The sequence below is a fragment of the Mycobacterium numidiamassiliense genome, from assembly GCF_900157365.1.
In the GTDB taxonomy this organism is placed as follows: domain Bacteria; phylum Actinomycetota; class Actinomycetes; order Mycobacteriales; family Mycobacteriaceae; genus Mycobacterium; species Mycobacterium numidiamassiliense.
The window spans coordinates 374,844-391,905 of record NZ_FUEZ01000003.1 but is presented as its reverse complement, the minus strand read 5'-3'; the positions used below and the strand labels follow the sequence as shown (position 1 = coordinate 391,905).

Sequence of the window (17,062 nt, the reverse complement as noted above, 5' to 3'; positions counted from 1 at the left end):
CCCGGTGGCATTCCACAGGCCTCCGCCGGAGTGGCCCGGGACTACCCGGCCGGAAGGACAATCACTCGTTCAATGGTGACCGCAAGACGCCGACTGGCGGTCTAGACGTGTGCGGGCTGGGTAAGGCGTCGACGCTCGGGCTCGATGGTGAGTTTTTGGCGAGGGTGCGCGGGCAGGTCGACGCGTGGAGTGCACATGGCGCCCTGGCGGAGCTGGTCGCGCTGTTCGGCGGAGAACTTCCGCGCGGAGCGGGCCTGCAGGCCCGCCTGGCGCTCCTGGACGAGTTCAGCGAGGTTTGGGATTCCCGGGGGCGGGCTCGAGCGCTGAGCGGGGAACCGGTGCAGTGCCAGGATGCTGGCGGTGGCGCGCGGTGGCTGATTCCACATGCAGACCTGCCTGCCGGGCAGCTGGAAACGATCACCGAGTTGGCGCGGCAGCTGGGCCTTACGACTGAATCAAGGCCCCGGGGAACAGCATTCGACCACATCCTGGTGATCGGCACCGGTCGCTACTCCAACCTGCTACGGGCCCGCTGGGCACGGGAGTTAACCGCGGGCCGTCAAATCGGTCACATCGTGCTGGCTGCCGCATCGCGGCAGCTGCTGCGCTCCGAGGACGACGCCGTTGCTTTCTGCGCGCCGGGCGCGCGCACCGAATTCGAGCTGCTGGCCGCCGCGGCGGCCGATGCGTTTGGGCTGGATACCCGCCAAGCGGCGCGGCACGCTCGCGAGCGGGTCGACAACCCCCAGCGGGATCAGATGGTGTGGCGTTTCGACGCCGACAGCAATAACCTCGGCGTGCCGGTCACACTGCTGGAGGCGCCGTCACCGGATCCGGACAACCGACGCGCCACGTCCGCGGACACCTTCACTTTCACTGCACGCACGCTGGGTATGCACGGATCGACGTGTCTGCTGGTGACCGGTCAGCCGTTCGTGCCCTACCAGAACTTTGATGCGCTGCGAACTCTGGCGCTGCCCTTCGGTATTGACGTGGAAACGGTGGGCTTCGGTATCGACCGATACGACGGGCTGGCTGAGTTGGACCTGCAGCATCCCGCCAAGCTGCTGCAAGAGGTCCGATCGACGATCCGAGCCGCCCGGACCTTGCTGGAGCGGGTCGAGGCCTGCGAACGGATGGTTGGCGCGCAGCACTGACATCGCGCTGATAGCGGGTTACTCGTCGGTGGTGATGGTGCATGGCGTGGCCGGCGGGTAGCTGCCTGATACCGCGCGCAGCCGCCCCGGCGGCGGCCACGGCCGCAACCCCATGTTGCCCAGATAGCGCAGCGGATTGACGTGTGCGCGCCCAACCCGCGTCTCGAAATGCAGGTAACCGTCTTTCGATTGGTCTTCCGCGCCGAGGCTGCCGATCCGGGTTCCCGCACTTACTCGATCACCGACTGCGATTTGTCTGGCGTCACCCGGCCGAAACACGTAGCGGATTTCGGTATCGCCGTTCGAGATGATCACCGAATAAAGGTGGTCGACATCGCTTGCGCAGCAGACAGTTCCGGATATGACGGCGTAGATCGGGCTGCCAGGGTCAGCGGCGAAGTCGACGCCGGGATGGAAACCGTCCGCGCGGGGCCCGTATCCGCGGCCAATCACCCGTGGCTCGGCCTCGATCGGCAGCCGTGCCCGAGGCTCGATCCGGTCGAAGTCGCCGCGCACCCGCCGCTGGTAGTCCGCTTTGAGGAGGCTGACCTCGTCGAGTGCGTAGCCGAACAACAGGGATCGATCATAGGCCACACCGAAGTTGTGCCGAAAATCCGGATCGAGCCGCATGTAGTGCGCGACTCGCGAGATCCGCTCCTCTAGCGTCGACCAGCCGTTGTGCGTCAAGCGGATTCCGTCCAGCTGCCCTATCCGACCGTGATCGGTGATGTTGGCCGGCCAATGCGAATTGTGCATCAACTTCGCTCCCGCATACAGACCCGGGTACCAACGCCAAAACGGCCCGCGCAGCGCCTCGGCGGTGCCCATCACCGGCACCATGTCCGGGTATTCTGGATCATCCCAGCGGGAAACCATCGGACACATCAGCGCCGCCACGTCGTCCGGTGTGCGCATAAGCACCTCACGGATGTCGACGTCGATCTGGAAAATCCAGTCGGCGTCGACCATCACGATCCAGTCCGGGCGACAGAAATCAGCCATCCGGTACAGCAGCTCCAGCCCGGTGGACTCGGGGATCAACCAGGGTGTCGACGGCAGATCTGCCCGGGCGCGAACAACATTGGTGACCGCGGCGTGGTTCGCCAGAATCGCAGGAGTGTCGTCGGTGCTGCGGTCGTCGATCGCGTAGATCTCGTCGCTGAAGGTGGCCAGCGAGTCCAAGGTATCAGCCAACGTCTCTCCGGCATTGTGTGCGCGCGTTACCGCCAGAATCCGCATCCTGCTGTCCACTAAGTCGCGAGAACCGAAGTGTAGTAACTGGGCTTGTCGAAAGGAGCGACGTAATTGCCAGGCATCGCGGGCAGGTCGTGATCGGCCAGCAGCTGCGCGGCCGTGGTCCCCACCGATCGCCACCCGTGGTTGTCGAGGTAATCAGAAACCTCGCTGCGGGCCCCGGAATAGTTCAGCGCCCAGATGTCTAAATGGAATCCATGGTCGCGCCAGGTGCGGGTAGCACTGCGGATAATCTCTTCGACCCGCCCGGAGTCCAGGTCCGAGGCCCCCACGAAGGTCTCCACGGCCATCCGGCTTGCCGGCGCGCTGAGATCGGTGACGTTGTCCAGCAAGCGATCCTGGGCTTCCGGGGGCAGATAACCGAACAGTCCTTCGGCGATCCAGGCGGTCGGTAGCGCAGGCTCGAATCCGCCACGCAGCAGCGCGACCGGCCAGTCGTGACGCAGGTCGGCCGGCACCATCCGCAGATGCGCCGTCGGTTCGGCACCCAGCTGTGCCAACGTTTCGGCCTTGAACCGCAGCACGTACGGCTGATCGATCTCATACACCGTCATGCCTGGCGGCCACGGCAGTCGGTAACCGCGCGCGTCGAGCCCGGACGCCAGGATTACCGCCTGCCGAATCCCGGTGGCTGTCGCGTCCGCGAAGAACTGATCGAAGTAGCGAGTGCGGGCCACCAACTCGGTGGTCATTCGCTGTAGACCCCAGGCTGCTTCGGGCTCGTCGACGTCGGATGCGGACAGCTCTCCGGTGGCCCATCTGATAAGGAATTCGATACCCACCGCGCGGACCAACGGCTCGGCGAACCGGTCCTCGATCAACCGCTCGGCCGAATTGGTAGCCCTCGCGCGGCCCGCGGCCACCAGCGTCGCGGTCGCGCCCACATGGCTGGCCAGATCCCAGCTATCGTCGTCTCTACGCATCCCAATCCTCCTTTCTAGACGCGACGCCGACTCACCCAACTCGCGGCGACCTCCTGGCCGTTCTTGCCCTCCGCAACCAGCTCGTCCGCCCGGCGCAACCTGCGCACAGGTCCCCTCAAGGTTCACCACATCGAACGCATACGCACGGGTGAATAGTTTCACTCAACACGCCCTCCTGCCAATCGAATCCAGTCGAATATCAGCGGCGCATCGAAGACGGCCAAGCGCCGCATCCCTTCGCCGAGGAACCGGCCAGGGGTCATCTCGGCCTTGAACGGGTGGCGGCACCCTACTGTCGGCGATGAAGCGCAGGCGCTGCGTATGTGTTGCGGCGGTCGATGATCGACCGCACAACTGTCTCGGCGACCGTCACCGAGCTCAGTGTGTCATTGCACCCCATCGATACCATTGCCATACGGTCCACCGCGCGGCTGATCACGCCGCGGCCGGTCGGTCAGGCTGCCGCTTATGAAGATCGTGTCGTCGTCGTCTGGAGCGAGCACATTGAGGCCGCTGCGCCGGAACAGTTCTGCCAGCGGCACGCCTTCGAGCTGCCAGCCCTTGGCGCCGAGGTAGTCGAGGACGTGGTTGCGTTGGCCGGTGTAGACCAACGAAGCCAAGTCGACGTCGACGCCATGGTCGCGGAACGGGTTGGATATGGTCCGCGCTCGCTCGGCGCTGAAATCCACGATACTGGTTACGAATTCGGTGGCTACCATGCTCCCGGGGGCGCTGAGTGCCGTGATGTAGTCGAACAGCCGATCCTGGGCTTCCGGCCTTAGATAAATCAGTAACCCCTCGGCCAGCCACGCCGTCGGTGCTGCCGAGTCAAGCCCGGCGGCTTGCAGTGCCGTCAGCCAATCTGCGCGCAAGTCGATGGGCACGGCGCGCCGAGTGGCGGAGGGTTCGGCGCCCAGGTCGGCCAAGGTCGTCGTCTTGAACTCCACCACTTGTGGTTGGTCGATCTCGTAAACCACCGTCCCGGTTGGCCACGGCAGACGGTAGGCCCGGGCGTCCAACCCGCACGCGAGGATCGCCACTTGCCGAATCCCGCCGTCGGTGGCGTTGAGGACGTAGTCGTCAAAGTACTTCGTGCGAACCGCATTTCCGTCGACCATCGCCTGCGCCACGGTCGGTGAGACGTCCGCGATCGCTGACATGTCGAGTTCACCGTCCATCAACTTGGTGAAGAAATCCAGCCCCACCGCACGGACCAGAGGTTCGGCGAACGGATCGTTGATCAAACCGCGCGGATCCCTGGTGGCCATCGCGCGCCCGGCCGCGACAATGGTCGCGGTGACGCCGACGCTAGACGCCAGATCCCAGCTGTCGTCGTCGGTGCGGGGCATTAGCCCACCCTAGTCGCGACCGTGGCATCGGAGGCCACCTGCCCAAACCGAGGCAGCTGAGGGCGCACTACCGCGACATCGGTCGCACAGTCACCACTCAGAGCGACCGCGATAGCCATACCTGCGAGCAGCTTGACACTCGCGCCTTAGTGGGATCGCTGGTGGCTGAATAGCTTTCGCATTCCACCCGTGGTGACGCTGCCGGTGGCCCGACCTATGACCTGTTAATCGGCTCGTCGTTCCCTACCAAGCACTGGCAGCAGAAGACGCCGATTCGCTCGGTTGTCTCCCTGCTGAATTCATTGGTGCTGTGCTATTGGCGTCGGAAAAGGCGCCCGTGGTGGCTACAGAACCAGGCGATGTTGCCGTCCGGTCCGCGGACGAAGTTGGATCGACTGCCGGTGGGCTTGTTTTCGGGTCCGAGGTCAAGCCCATAGTCGGGCCGGTAGAAGGCGAGGCCCAGTTTGGCGCTATTTTGGCCATTCGGGTCGGCATCGCCGGCGCCCATGCTGCCAGCGAGCTGGCCGTCCCTTGCCCGGAGTTCGATGACTGTCCGCTCGAGGCTGCCGTTTTGGGAGACTTGTTCGGCGATGTACCGGCCCTCGTAGGGCGCCAGGTCGACGGCGTCAAGGCGTTGCGGTGTGGCAGGCAAGTTGGTGACCCCGGCGAATCTGCGCAACGCCCAGTCGCACGCGAAAAGGTCGTTGATCAAATGAAATCCGCCATCAGAGTTGGTGAGGACGGTCATGGCGAAGTTGCGATCGGGCACTATGAAGAAACCAGAGCGTTGCCCCTTCCAGGTGCCGCCGTGCTCAACGATGGTCACATTCTCCGCGGAGGGGCGCAGCATCCACGTCACGCCCATCCCGGTCAACTCGACCCAAAGTGTTCCGCCCGCACCCGGATTCGAGCGCATTGCGTCCAGCGAGTGTCGGCTTAGAATCTGCTCGCCGTTAGGCGACCTGCCGTCGCCGAGGTGGAACTGTGCGTAGCGCAGCTGATCTCGCGCTGTGGACATCAACCCCCCGGTGGGGTTGCAGCTGCGTGGGAATGCCCAAAAGTCGGTATTGACAATGGGTTTGGCGTCGAGCACGTTGTGCGATGCCGCCACATTCAGACCGATTATTTGGTCGGAAAAGTAGCGGGTGTGAGCCAGCTGCAGCGGGTCAAGCACCAGCTTATGCACCGCAGACTCGTAGGTTGTTCCGGCGACAAGCTCGATGATGCGGCCCGCCACCACGAGACCTGAATTGTTGTACGCAAACGCGGTTCCCGGAGGAGTCAGCTGCGGTAAACGGGTCATCGAGTTGACGTAGCGCGCCACCGCGTCATCGCCGCGCCCAAAGTCCTGCCCATTGCGACCATCCCAGCCTGCAGTGTGGTTGAGCAGTTGGCGCACGGTCACCGTGGCGCTGACTGACTCGTCGGCCACCGCGAAGTCGGGGACGTAGAGGCGCACAGGTGAGTCTAGGTCCACCTTGCCTTGCTCGACCAGCCGCATCATCACCGTACCTGTGAAAGTCTTTGTGGTCGAACCGATTCGGAAGACGGTGTCGCCGTCGACAGGCAACGGATGGTCGGCATTGGTGACCCCGTAGCCCTTGACGTATTCTTGGCCGCCGGCGCAGATAGCAACCGCGACGCCCGGAATCGCATAGGCCTTCATGCCCGCGTTGATCTTGGCATCGAGTTGGTCGAACGCTACGCCAAGGTCTGTGCGGTTAACAGTTTCAACCACTGCAGCGGCGATTTCGTGCGGCAATCGATATAGCGCACGCACGCATGGGGTTACAGCTGCACGACCATGGCGCGTCGGCGCCTGTCACGTCAGGCCGTACCATCTGCGGATCTGCTCGCTGCTGTCCGCGAAGTCGGCGTTGTCCCGCACGAACTCCTTCAGCGGTACCGTCCACATGACTGTCAATATAGCTGGACTTACATAACCATCGCGAAGCCCTCAGAGTACGGTCGCTGACTGTGATGGTGGTCAGCATCGGTTTCGATTCCCGGCAGCTCCACCCAGAAGATGCTGCTCAGAGCCACAAGCTCTGAGCCAGGTTTCTTTTTCGTCGGCTGTGGCTGACTATCTTTCAGCAGAGTTCAATCTGATAGGGGCTGTGGATAAAGGAGTGCACATGATCTATCGGCTTGCTAACGGGGTGCTCGTCGCCTTGGCGGTGGCGATCATCGTCCCCGCCCAGGGCCATGCCGATCCGCCGACGAAGTGTTTGACCAACACCCCCAAAGGCAAGCAGGTCTATGTGCCCTGCGATCTACTCAACGCCGGCGCCAACTTCCCGCCAGGGCAGCGCTGTCCTCCACCGCTCGAGCAGTACCCGAAAGATGTGGCGGACTGGTGTGGCGAAGGCCCAGGCCTTGCGAGTCCCACGCCCGCGAGTCCTACGAGCCCGACAAGTTCTGCGACCTTGACGAGCCCTGCCAGCCCAACAGGTCCTAAGAGCCCCGGGAGCCCAACGAGTCCTACGAGCCCGACGAGTCCGACCACCCCGACGAGTCCGACGAGTCCTGCGAGCCCGAACAGTAGTTCGTGAGCTTTGACGCCGTCAAGACCCGAAACCGAATCCGCAGGTAATGAGTCGTAGCGAACGGAACCAAAATGGAACGAACCGGCAGTTCAGAAGCGAAACTATCTGGTAGAGAATCGATTTCGATTCCCGGCAGCTCCACTAAGAACAAACTGGCCAGAGCTCTGAGCCCTGGCCAGTTTGTTCTTATCAGTATCGGTCCGAGACAGGCGAGGGTCGTTCCAACACATAAATGTCCTGCGCGAGTGCGGATTTCGCCGTCATGGCGATGTGCTGTGCATCGATGGTCCCGTTCTATCCCTGCTCAGTGCAGGAGAAGATCTTTCCATGATTTGTTCGTTTTGTTGGGGAGATCAGTTTGGTTGTACAGCTTGCCATCTGGGCCGAAGTAATTCCCCGTGCGTGGGTTGTAGACGGTAAAGCCGACAGATGGCCCCCCAGCGGCATTGGTGTGCAGCACACTTGGAGCTGTTTTGGGCACCGGCTGGTCTGGGTCTGGCATGTCAAGGGGCATGGGCGGCTCGGGCAGAGCTGGGAGAGGTGGTTGTGGCGCTGCAGGCATGGGTGGTGGGGATGTTCCTCGTGGGGGGCCGAAGATGTTGTCGCCGCCGAGGTTGGTCCGTTGGTCTGGTGGGATCCCCTGGGAGAGGAGGTTGGGGTCGATGGGGTTAGGGCCCAGGATGTGTTGGCGCATCGCTAGCGGCTCGAATGGCTTGTCGCTGTCACATATTTGAACGGTGGGGGCGCGTTTGCCCGGATGCCCCATACAGGGATAGTTACGGGCGCCGCGGACCGTGCTGGGTGAGTCTTGGGGCAGTTTGCAATACAGCCCGTCGGGGGTATCGATGGCGGTGGTGTCAGCGGGTGATCGCCACTGCGAGGGCGGTAGGAAGCCCACCGTGCACGGGTTGGGATCACCGACGGTGGCTGCGAATTCGCCGCCGGTAGGGATCCCGGTTGCGTTGTTGCGTGGTAGTGCGGCCTGGATCGAGGAGACAAACGGGGGCAGGAGAATCAGTACTTGCTCGATAGATGGGTTGTAGGTGATGCCGATTTGGCCGATGGTGGTGAGGTTGGCCAGCAGTATCGGCAGGGTCGGTTTGATCTGGTTCAGCAGGCGCGAGACTTCGTTGGCTGCTTCGGGTCCGCGTTGCAGCAGGGTGCGGAGTTGGGCGTCGTTCTGAGCGAGCTGGTCGGTGATCCCGGCCAGGCTTCGCGTCCAGGTGCGGATTGACTGTTGGGTGTCGGCTTGAGAATCCAGCAGTGGGGCGCTGTTGTTGATCAGGGTTTGCAGGCGTCCGGCGACGTCGTTGAAGTCGTGGGACAGCGTCGAAGATGAGTCGACGAACGACCCAAAGTCATAGCCGGCGCCGCGGAATCCTTTGGAGGTTTCGTTGAGCAGTGCGTTGAGTTTGTCTTTGGGGATACTGGTGAGCAGTGCGCTGACTTGGTCGAGTACGGGTCCGACGGCCTGTGGTACGGAGGTGTCGCGCATGGCGATGACTGAGCCGTCGTGAAGATAGGGTGGTGCGTCAGTGCGGGGGACGAGGTCGACGTACTGTTCGCCGATGGCGGAGATGCTGCGTACTTCGGCTTCAAGGTTGGCCGGTATTTTCGTTGAGCTGTCCAGAGTGAGGATGGCCTGGGTGTGGGTGTCGATGCCGTCGGTGAGGTCGATGGCGGTCACTTTGCCGACCTGGACGCCGCGGTAGGTGACGTTGGCGAAGCGGTACAGGCCGCCGGAGTTGGGTAGTTCGACCATGACGGCCATCCGCCCAAGACCCAAAACCGTGGGTAGCTGCATATAAACGACGGCCATGACGATGACGCCGATGATCGACAGCGTTGCGAAGATGGTTAGCTGCACACGGACAAAGCGGGTGAGCATCAACGCTCTCCTGGTGGCGGCGCCGACGTCGGGTCTGTCGGCGGAAAGGATGTCGCTCCCGGCAGTGGTGGCCAGGCGCCATTGGGCGGCGGAGGCGGTTGGTTTGCCGGTGGCTCGGGTCCGGTGGGGCCAGCCGCCGGTGGCGCTGGCATCGGCTGTTGCGGCGGGGGGTCTATGGGTGCGCGCAACGGGTCGTAGGTGTAGTTGAGATACGACGGTTCCCCGGGCGCGGGGGTCAGGTTGGCGGTGATGTCTTCCCATCGGGTGCCGCGCAATAGGGTGCGTTTAAGTCGCGGAATGGTGAGGTCGATGACGGCGTAGAGGTTGAGGTAGTCGCCGCGCACGCCGCGGTCAATGAGGCTCTGCCCCAAGGGGAAGACGGGCAGATAGGCCAGAATGGCGCCCAGTTTGGATCCGACGTCGGCGAGTGCGCGCAACGTGGGTTCTAAGTTTTTCAGGTCGGTGACCAGATCGGCTTGGCTGGCGTTGATCAGGCGGGTGGTGATGTCGCTGAAGGCGTGTAGTTTGGTCAGCGCTGCGGTTAGGCGGGGGCGTTCGCGGATGAGCACATCGAGTGCAGGTGGGATGTCGTGTAACGCGTCGGCGATGGTGATGTTTTGCGCGGCGAGGGTGGCGGTGAGGCGGTCAAGCCCGTCGATGGTCGCGGTGATCTCGTCGTGCTGACGGTCAACGACACCGAGGAAGGTGTCCAAGCGGGTGAGCGCATCGCGGATTTGGCTTTCCCGCCCGTGGAGGGCGTCATTGACGCTGTGGATGATGTCTCCGATTTGCGCGACTCCGCCGGAATTGATCAGCAGCGACAGTGCAGAGAGGGTTTGCTCGGTCGACGGGTAGGTCGATGTGCGGTTCAACGGGATCGTGGCGCCCGGTGCCAGCCGCCCGGTGGGAGACTGACCCGACGGCGGGTCTAGCGCGAGGTGCATCGAGCCGAGCAGGCTGGTCTGGCCCACGGTGGCCACGGCGTTGGCGGGTACGGCCACATCAGATTTGACCGATACCTCGACTTCGGCATGCCAGTTGCGCATTTTCATGGCACCGACGGCACCGACGACGACGTCGTTAATGAGCACCGGCGAATTGGACTCGAGCGTGCCGACATTAGCGAGTTCCACGTGGTAGATGGCAGCGTGTGGTCCCCGGCCCACGGCGCCGGGCAGCGGCAGCGAGTTCACCCCTTCAAATGCGCAGCCGTTCGCGGTTAACGCAACAGCGCAACCGACGATCAGCGCTCGGCGAGCGACCCGACTGGGGATCACGGCGACGTCCCGTCGGGCGAGGGCGGTGCGCCCGTGGGCACCTCGCCTTGGCCAGATGGCAGCAACATCTCGGGCAACGTGGTCGGTTGAACCCAAACCGCGCTCGGCGGGCTGAGGGCCGCGCCAGGCGCCGCTCCCGGAGGCGGCCCGTTCGCCCCGGGTGTGTCGCCGGGCAGCCCGGCGTAAGCCGATACCGCTGGTGGCAACTCGGGCGGAGTGGGGGCGGGTCCTGAGCCACCCGGGGCCAGTGCAGGGTCGGCGTAGACGATGTTTTCGGGCTTAGCGGCTGGGGACAGGTACGGATTGATGGGCACGGGCATCCCGTTGAGGCTGATTTGCCGAAGGACAGGGCCGAGGTAGAGGCCGCACAGTTTGCCCGATTCGGTTGCGGTGACGTTTTCGACGGCGCCGATCGCACCACAGACCAGATTCATGGGGTTGGCGAACGGACTCAACACGAACGTTCCCCACACATCGCCGGTGTCGGGGTTGTAGATGTTGTAGGCGTTGGCGATCGAATTGGGGGCGACGTGCAGCACGTTTTCGAGATCGATGCGGTGATCGACGAGGTTTTGGGTGACATTCGCCAGCCGCTGAACCTGTTCGGCGGTCTGGTTGCGGCTACCGGCGATGAAGCGTTGGACGTCGCTGATAGTGGTGGACAGGTCGGTTAACGCGGCGTCGAGGTCGGAGCGGTTTTCGTCGAGGACGCTGGTCAGGGTGGCGAATCGGTTTTGAAACTCCACGATTTGGGTGTTGCTGTCGCGTAGTGCGCTGACGAAGGTCTCCAGGTTGGCGATGATCGCGACGATGTCTGCGCCGCCGCCGGCCAATATCCGCGCGGCCTTAGACAGCTCTGCCAGTGTTTGGCGCAGTTTGTCGCCGTTGCCGGCCAACGCGTCCGCGGTGGTGTCGATGAACCGAGACACAGAAGTACTCGACGTTTGGCCCTGCGGTCCGAGATCGCTGGCCAGCCGCATCAATTGGTCTTTGACCTGATCCCATTCCACGGGCACCGCAGTGCGCTCGAGCGGGATGACCGCGCCGTCGCTCATCGTGGGTCCGCTTCCGGATTCATAGGAGGGCGTGAGTTCGACATACCGCGCGGCGACGAGGTTTTGTGCGGCGATTACCGCCTTGGCCTGTGCAGGGATCGCAACATCGTGATCCACAGACAGTGTCATCCGGGTTTTGGTGCCCGCGGGTTGGATGCTGTCGATATGTCCGATGGTCACGCCTGAAACTTCGACGTTGTCGCCGGGGTAGATCCCAATGGCTTTGGTGAAGTAGGCGGTGATTGTCGTAGGCCGTAGCAGCGTGTTTCCTAGCAGCACCCCGACACCGGCGATGAGAACGACGGCCAGGACAATCGCTGTTGCCAGCATCAGCGATCTGTATCGGCGCGGTAGTAGATCGATTCGGTTCATCGGCTTCCGCCCGGGATTCCGTTGTAGGGGAAGGGGATTTCGGCGCGGGGTCCGGCGTGGTCGGGTGGCTGCCCGGCATTGGTGCCACGCCGGAAACCGAAATAGTAGTCAAAGAGGGGTTGTGTTATTTGGCCAACCAGCAGGTTGGGCACAAACGCGCTGTAGTAGAAGCCGTTCGAGACGGTTTCGCCCTGGGTGATTTGGTATTTCGCTAACCCCGGCAGCGCTTTCGCGATGTTGTCGCGGTTCTTTTCGAGCACCGCGGTCACCGAGTTAAGTCTGTCCAGGGTGGGCGCCAGTTGCTTTTCGTTGTCGGCGATCAGCCTCGAGACCTGTTGAGACAGTGCAGAAAGGTTGGCCAGCAGGTCGACGATGACCTGCCGGCGTTGGGACAGCACACCGATGAGATCGTTGGCATCTAAGATCAGGGTGTTGAGCTGGTCACTGCGCTTTGCCAAGACATCGGTGACTTGCCCGGTGTGCGTGAGCAATTCGGCCAGGTCGGTATCACGCCTGTTCAGTGATTGAGACAACCGGGTCAGTGCGTCGAAGGTCGGGCCTAGTTGTGGGGTGATCTGATTCAGCGTGGCCGACAACGTATCCAGCGACTGGTTGAGGGCTTGGGTGTCGGTGCCCGCAGTGTTGGTGGTCAGGTCACCCACGGCCTCGGTCAGTGAGTACGGCGAGGCCGTGCGCGACACCGGGATGATGCTGGTGGGTCGCAGCACGGTCGCCCCGGCTGATTCCAAGGTGAGTGTCCTTTGGCCCAACAACGACCCGGTGCGGATGTGGGCGGTGGTCTGTGAGCCCAGCACAACGTTGCTGTCCACACTGAAGGTAACCAGGGCCTTGCCGTTGTCCAATGAAACGTCGGACACCGAGCCGACTTTGACGCCAGATACCTTGACGGGGTTGCCTGTCAGCAATCCTCCGGCGTGGGCGAACAGCGCCTTATAACGCACGGTAGTCGCCCAATTCGAGAAGGTTTCGGGACTCAACCCGACCGCGATAACCAGAATGATCAGCACGACACCGATAAATCCCGACTTAATTAGTTGCGTGCCACGATATTTGAGCATCAGGACTCGGCGCACCTGCCGGTCTCTTGCTGGACCCACGGGGCCACCACGGTGCGGCCTTGCAGATCGGTGGCACGTATCGATATTCCGCAGACGTAGTAGTTGATAAAGCTGCCGTAGGCGCCGAGGCGAATCAGCTTGCGGTAGTTTTCGGGTGCTCTTGCTAGTGAGGCGCCAAGTCGGTCTTTGTCGTGGTCGAGCACCGGGGCGATGCGGTTGAGCTGGTCGATGGTGCCTTTGAGCGGGGGCCGCCCGTGGGTAAGTAGGTCGGTGATGGCGGCGGTGCCGTTGTCGAGCGCTTGGATCGCTGAGCTGATCGGGTCGCGGTCGGCCGACAGGCCGTGGATAAGCCGTTGGAGCCGGTCGATAGTGCCCGCGAATTGTTGGCCGTCTTTGGATAACGTCGCGGCGACGGTGTTCAGGTTGTCGATGAGGCGATCGACGGCGTCGCCGTGGTCGGCCACCGCCGTGGCAAACGATGATGTTTTCGACAGGATCGATTGCAGAGTTCCGCCTTGCCCTTGGAACACCTGGATCAGAGATGCACTCAAGGCGTTGACGTCTTGAGGGTTAAGGCCGTGGATGACGGGTTTGAGCCCACCCAGCAGCAGATCCAGATCCAGCGCTGGGGCGGTGTGATCGACAGGGATCTGGGCACCAGCAGTCAGCACTGTGGTCGATCCTGGCCCGTCGATCAACTCGAGATACCGATCGCCGACCAAATTGAGATAGCGCACAGCGGCTTTGGTTCCGGTGGTCAGCACCACGTCGCGGTCAGTGTTGAAACTGACGATCACATTTTTGTCGGGTTGTAGCGCGACTTTCGACACGCTGCCCACACGGATGCCCGAAACCCGCACGGAGTCACCTGGTTTGATACTGGAGGCGTCGCTGAACACCGCCGAATAGTCGCTGCTCGCGCCGGTCCGAAACTGCCCGAACACCATAACCAGCGCAGCCATCAAGGCAGTCATCACGACAGCGAACAGGCCGAACTTGACAAATGGGCCCGTGATACGGCTCATCCTGGTTGGCCGATCTGTGAGGAGTTGCGCGGTGGGCCATCGATGGGCCCGTAGAGCATCTGCTTGAGCCAATCGGAGTTAAGTAGGATGCCCTGGTTGCCGTATTTCCAGGGGTTAGCCCCCACGTCGGCGACGACAAACTTGGGTCGCCCCTGAAACGGCAGATCGGGCAGGCCGATATCGGCGCAGTGCGAGTCCCCCTTGGCCGCCACCTTCGGCAGGTCTGACGGGTAGCGGTAGCGCTCGACGCCCAGCCCGAAGTTCAGGGAGGCGATCACCCCCGGAAGAGGCGATGGAGCAGAGTCCATGATGGGCTCCATGCCCGCAATGCCACAGTAAATACTGTCGTGGTGACGGCTGAGCACATCGGTGGTCGGCACAAATGCGTGCAGCACGTCGGTGAGAGGTTGGCTATTGGTTCCGACGACGTCGGCGCCAATGTCGCCCAATCCGGCAGCGCTGATCAGGATCGCATCGAGCTGCTGCTGTTGGCTGACGATGGTGTTACTCAGTGTGGTGGTGTTACGGGTCACGGTGAGCAGGTCGGTCGCGGCGTCGGCGTAGATGTTGACCACCGTCGGTGCGATCTGCAAGTCGCGTTCGAGGGTTGGCAGGCTTGGCTCGAGGCGTCGTAAGAGGGCGTCGAGGTCGGAGAACGCGTCGCCGATCTTATGGCCCCGGCCATTGAGGGTCATCGCGATCGCGTCCAGGGTGGCGTTGAGCTTTCCTGGTTCGATGGCCGATAGCACCGAGGTGAGTTGCTGGAATAGCGTGTTGAATTCCACGGTCACCCGCGAGGCATCAAGCACCTGGCCGGCTTGGAGCCGCTGTGTGGCGGGCTGGGCGGGCATGCGCAACTCGACGAACTTGTTGCCGAACACGGTCGTGGAGGCGATCGCGACGCCGACATTGGCTGGGATGCGGCGCAGTTGGTTGGGATCGATCGCCAAGTGCAGTGCGGCCTGCGCGTTGGGGCGTTCTTCGATGGAGGCCACGCTGCCCACTTGCACCCCAAGCAATTTCACCTTGGCCTGGGGATTCATCACCAGTCCCGCGCGCGGCGATAAAACGGTTATCGAAACAGTTTGGGTGAAATCACCGCGAAACATCATGGTGCAGACCACGATCACACCGGCAACCATGCCCACCGTGATCAGCCCGGCAAGCGTTCGCATCGCCGACTGCCCCACGAGAAGCCTCACCGCACTACCCCCCATCTCGGGTTCCTCCTTGCGTCGCACCGCGGCAGACGCTCTTCTCGCCGGCCGCTGTGCTTCCGCCAGACCCGACCTCTATGTTGTTGCAGCCCAACAGCTTTTTGATGCGGTTGACTGATCGAAGCCCTTGTCCTGGTGGTGATGATGGACCGCCTTTGGTGTGTGTTACTTCGGGATCAGCGGACCTATCGGTGCGGTGCCCGTCGCGGTGACGAGCAGTTCGGCAAGCTCAGCTGGCCGGCTTAGGAACGGCGAATGGGAGGCGTCGATTGTCAATGGTTCAACACCAAGGCGTGTGGCTACGACATCGGACAGCCACCGTGGCTTAGAGCGGTCTTGCAGACAGCGGATGTAACTGCGGGGCAGATCGGCCGCCCAAAACCGTGGAACCGATACCGGCGCGGTGGTGGTGTCGCCGAAGCGTTCCGGGCACAGCCGCTCAAATGCCCACCGGGCAGTTTTCTCGTCACAGTCGTGGTAGAAGTACTTCCACGCGCCCTCGAACGTTGCAAAACGCATCGAGCCGTCTTCGGCAAAATCCAAGTAGGTCAGCATCTCTCCGACGTCGGCGTCAAAGGAGCCGTCTTCGGAGTCACGCATCGCCATTGCTTCGGGGTACGTGCGTCCTTCCCGAGGCAGCGCGGCCGCTAGGTAAATGATGTGAGCGAGTAGGTCGGTGGCGGCGTCGGCGGCCAGGGTGATATCGAAACCGCCGCCGGAGTGTCCGACCAAGACGTCTCCTGGCTGCAGAACGGCGACGATGGCGTCGCGGCGGTTGGCAAGCGTGGACTCCTCGTCCAAGCGAGCACCGTGGCCGGGGATGTCGACGGCCACCGCGTCGTGGCCGAGCTGATTCAGCTCGGGGATGGTGCGCTGCCAGCACCACGCAGCGTGAAAGCCGCCGTGGACGAGAACGAAACGCATAGGGCATTCCTTTCGCGACAAGGGCATCCAGGCGGGCTCGCGGGCGGCGGTCGATAGCTCAAGCCGGTGTCGCACTAAACCACCGATGCCACCTTCGATCGATAGTCAGCTTTGTCTGAACCGCAGCGGAATTCGTCGATGCCTGCCCCGGCCGCAGGTGCGAAAACAGCTAGCGAAGATGCCCAAATCTGACGGGTGCACCGCCTGATTCCGGCTGTGTGCCACTCGACTCATGAGTCGTCACGGTAACACGGTTTCTACGGATGTAGAAGAAAAAATCTACTTCTGTAGAAAAATTCTCGACAGCACTTTCGCCCGTCATAGTGCAATGGCTCGCTTCGAGCCTGAGCAGTCAGACCTGGTCGGCGTGCACGTGATGAGACGCCGCGATACCGGCGACCAACGCATGCAGCAGTCGGGTCAGTTCCTCGGCGCTGTCGACGGGGCGCGGCCCCAGCACCTGGCGCACCATCACACCGTTTATGAACGTCGTGACTGCGCGGGCCTGTTGCTCGACCAGCTCGCGGTCGATGAAGCCGTCGGGTTGCACCTGCGTGACCGCCTGTTCGCTCAAAGCCACAAAACCCGCAATAGCGTCGTCAAAAGCCGCTCGCAGCACCGCATCTCGGTGCGCATGCAAAGCCAGTTCATAGCGCGCGCGGGACCGATTCAGAGCCGGCCCGGCCGCCGACCGCATAACCATTTCAGCCAGTAACGACAGCGTCGTTGCGGCGGCTGGCTCTGACGACGGCTGCGTCGTCACTGCCTCGAAGTCGGCGACATCCAGTTCCGCCACTCGTTCGGCCGTTGCGCGCAGCAACGCCGAGCGGGTCGGAAAATATGACGACGTCGTGCCGTCCGGCAGTCCCGCGCGTCGTTCCACCTTGCGGTGTGTCAGGCCCCTAGCGCCCTCCTGGGCAAGGACCTCAACGGCGGCATCGCACAAAACGCGGCGCCGCTCTTCGGCATTAAGTCTCCGCTTCATAGCAACGCGGG

At 62.7% G+C, this 17,062-nt stretch carries 13 protein-coding genes; 1 reads left to right on the top strand and 12 read right to left on the bottom strand.

Going from position 1 to position 17,062, the window contains the following annotated elements:
- Positions 1-107 precede the first annotated feature (107 nt).
- Positions 108-1,157, top strand: coding sequence for a hypothetical protein (locus MNAB215_RS01575; protein WP_108637513.1), 1,050 nt, complete (start codon positions 108-110; stop codon positions 1,155-1,157).
- A gap of 18 nt (positions 1,158-1,175) precedes the next feature.
- On the opposite strand, the gene MNAB215_RS01570 is transcribed toward MNAB215_RS01575, so the two are convergent.
- The 12 genes from MNAB215_RS01570 to MNAB215_RS01510 form a co-directional block, all read right to left on the bottom strand.
- On the bottom strand, positions 1,176-2,396 hold the full coding sequence (locus tag MNAB215_RS01570; protein WP_077078332.1) for a peptidoglycan DD-metalloendopeptidase family protein: 1,221 nt from the start codon (positions 2,394-2,396) through the stop codon (positions 1,176-1,178).
- Between the two features lie 11 nt (positions 2,397-2,407).
- Positions 2,408-3,334 carry a class I SAM-dependent methyltransferase gene (locus MNAB215_RS01565; RefSeq protein ID WP_077077154.1) on the bottom strand — a complete coding sequence of 309 codons (927 nt, stop codon included), beginning with the start codon at positions 3,332-3,334 and terminating at the stop codon, positions 2,408-2,410.
- Between the two features lie 386 nt (positions 3,335-3,720).
- Complete coding sequence (locus MNAB215_RS01560) at positions 3,721-4,683, bottom strand: class I SAM-dependent methyltransferase (protein WP_083745971.1); 963 nt, start codon at positions 4,681-4,683, stop codon at positions 3,721-3,723.
- Between the two features lie 313 nt (positions 4,684-4,996).
- On the bottom strand, positions 4,997-6,463 hold the full coding sequence (locus MNAB215_RS01555; RefSeq protein WP_077077153.1) for a serine hydrolase domain-containing protein: 1,467 nt from the start codon (positions 6,461-6,463) through the stop codon (positions 4,997-4,999).
- Between the two features lie 1,070 nt (positions 6,464-7,533).
- Complete coding sequence (locus MNAB215_RS01545) at positions 7,534-9,117, bottom strand: MCE family protein (RefSeq protein WP_077077152.1); 1,584 nt, start codon at positions 9,115-9,117, stop codon at positions 7,534-7,536.
- Complete coding sequence (locus MNAB215_RS01540; RefSeq protein WP_083745969.1) at positions 9,117-10,394, bottom strand: MCE family protein; 1,278 nt, start codon at positions 10,392-10,394, stop codon at positions 9,117-9,119. Before MNAB215_RS01540 ends, MNAB215_RS01545 begins: the two co-directional genes overlap by 1 nt.
- Positions 10,391-11,779, bottom strand: coding sequence for an MCE family protein (locus MNAB215_RS01535; protein WP_077077151.1), 1,389 nt, complete (start codon positions 11,777-11,779; stop codon positions 10,391-10,393). The genes MNAB215_RS01540 and MNAB215_RS01535 overlap by 4 nt, the downstream gene beginning before the upstream one ends.
- A gap of 38 nt (positions 11,780-11,817) precedes the next feature.
- A complete protein-coding gene (locus MNAB215_RS01530) occupies positions 11,818-12,900 on the bottom strand; it encodes an MCE family protein (RefSeq protein WP_077077150.1) in 1,083 nt (360 codons plus the stop codon).
- Positions 12,900-13,925 (bottom strand): MCE family protein, encoded by a 1,026-nt coding sequence (locus tag MNAB215_RS01525; protein WP_077077149.1) that lies wholly within the window; start codon positions 13,923-13,925, stop codon positions 12,900-12,902. The genes MNAB215_RS01530 and MNAB215_RS01525 overlap by 1 nt, the downstream gene beginning before the upstream one ends.
- Positions 13,922-15,127: an MCE family protein gene (locus tag MNAB215_RS01520; RefSeq protein ID WP_245830102.1), complete on the bottom strand. Its 1,206-nt coding sequence runs from the start codon at positions 15,125-15,127 to the stop codon at positions 13,922-13,924. Before MNAB215_RS01520 ends, MNAB215_RS01525 begins: the two co-directional genes overlap by 4 nt.
- A gap of 180 nt (positions 15,128-15,307) precedes the next feature.
- Positions 15,308-16,066, bottom strand: a complete 759-nt coding sequence (locus tag MNAB215_RS01515) for an alpha/beta fold hydrolase (protein WP_077077148.1) — start codon at positions 16,064-16,066, stop codon at positions 15,308-15,310.
- Between the two features lie 352 nt (positions 16,067-16,418).
- Entirely contained in the window at positions 16,419-17,051 is a 633-nt protein-coding gene (locus tag MNAB215_RS01510; RefSeq protein ID WP_077077147.1) for a TetR/AcrR family transcriptional regulator, read from the bottom strand.
- Positions 17,052-17,062 lie beyond the last annotated feature (11 nt).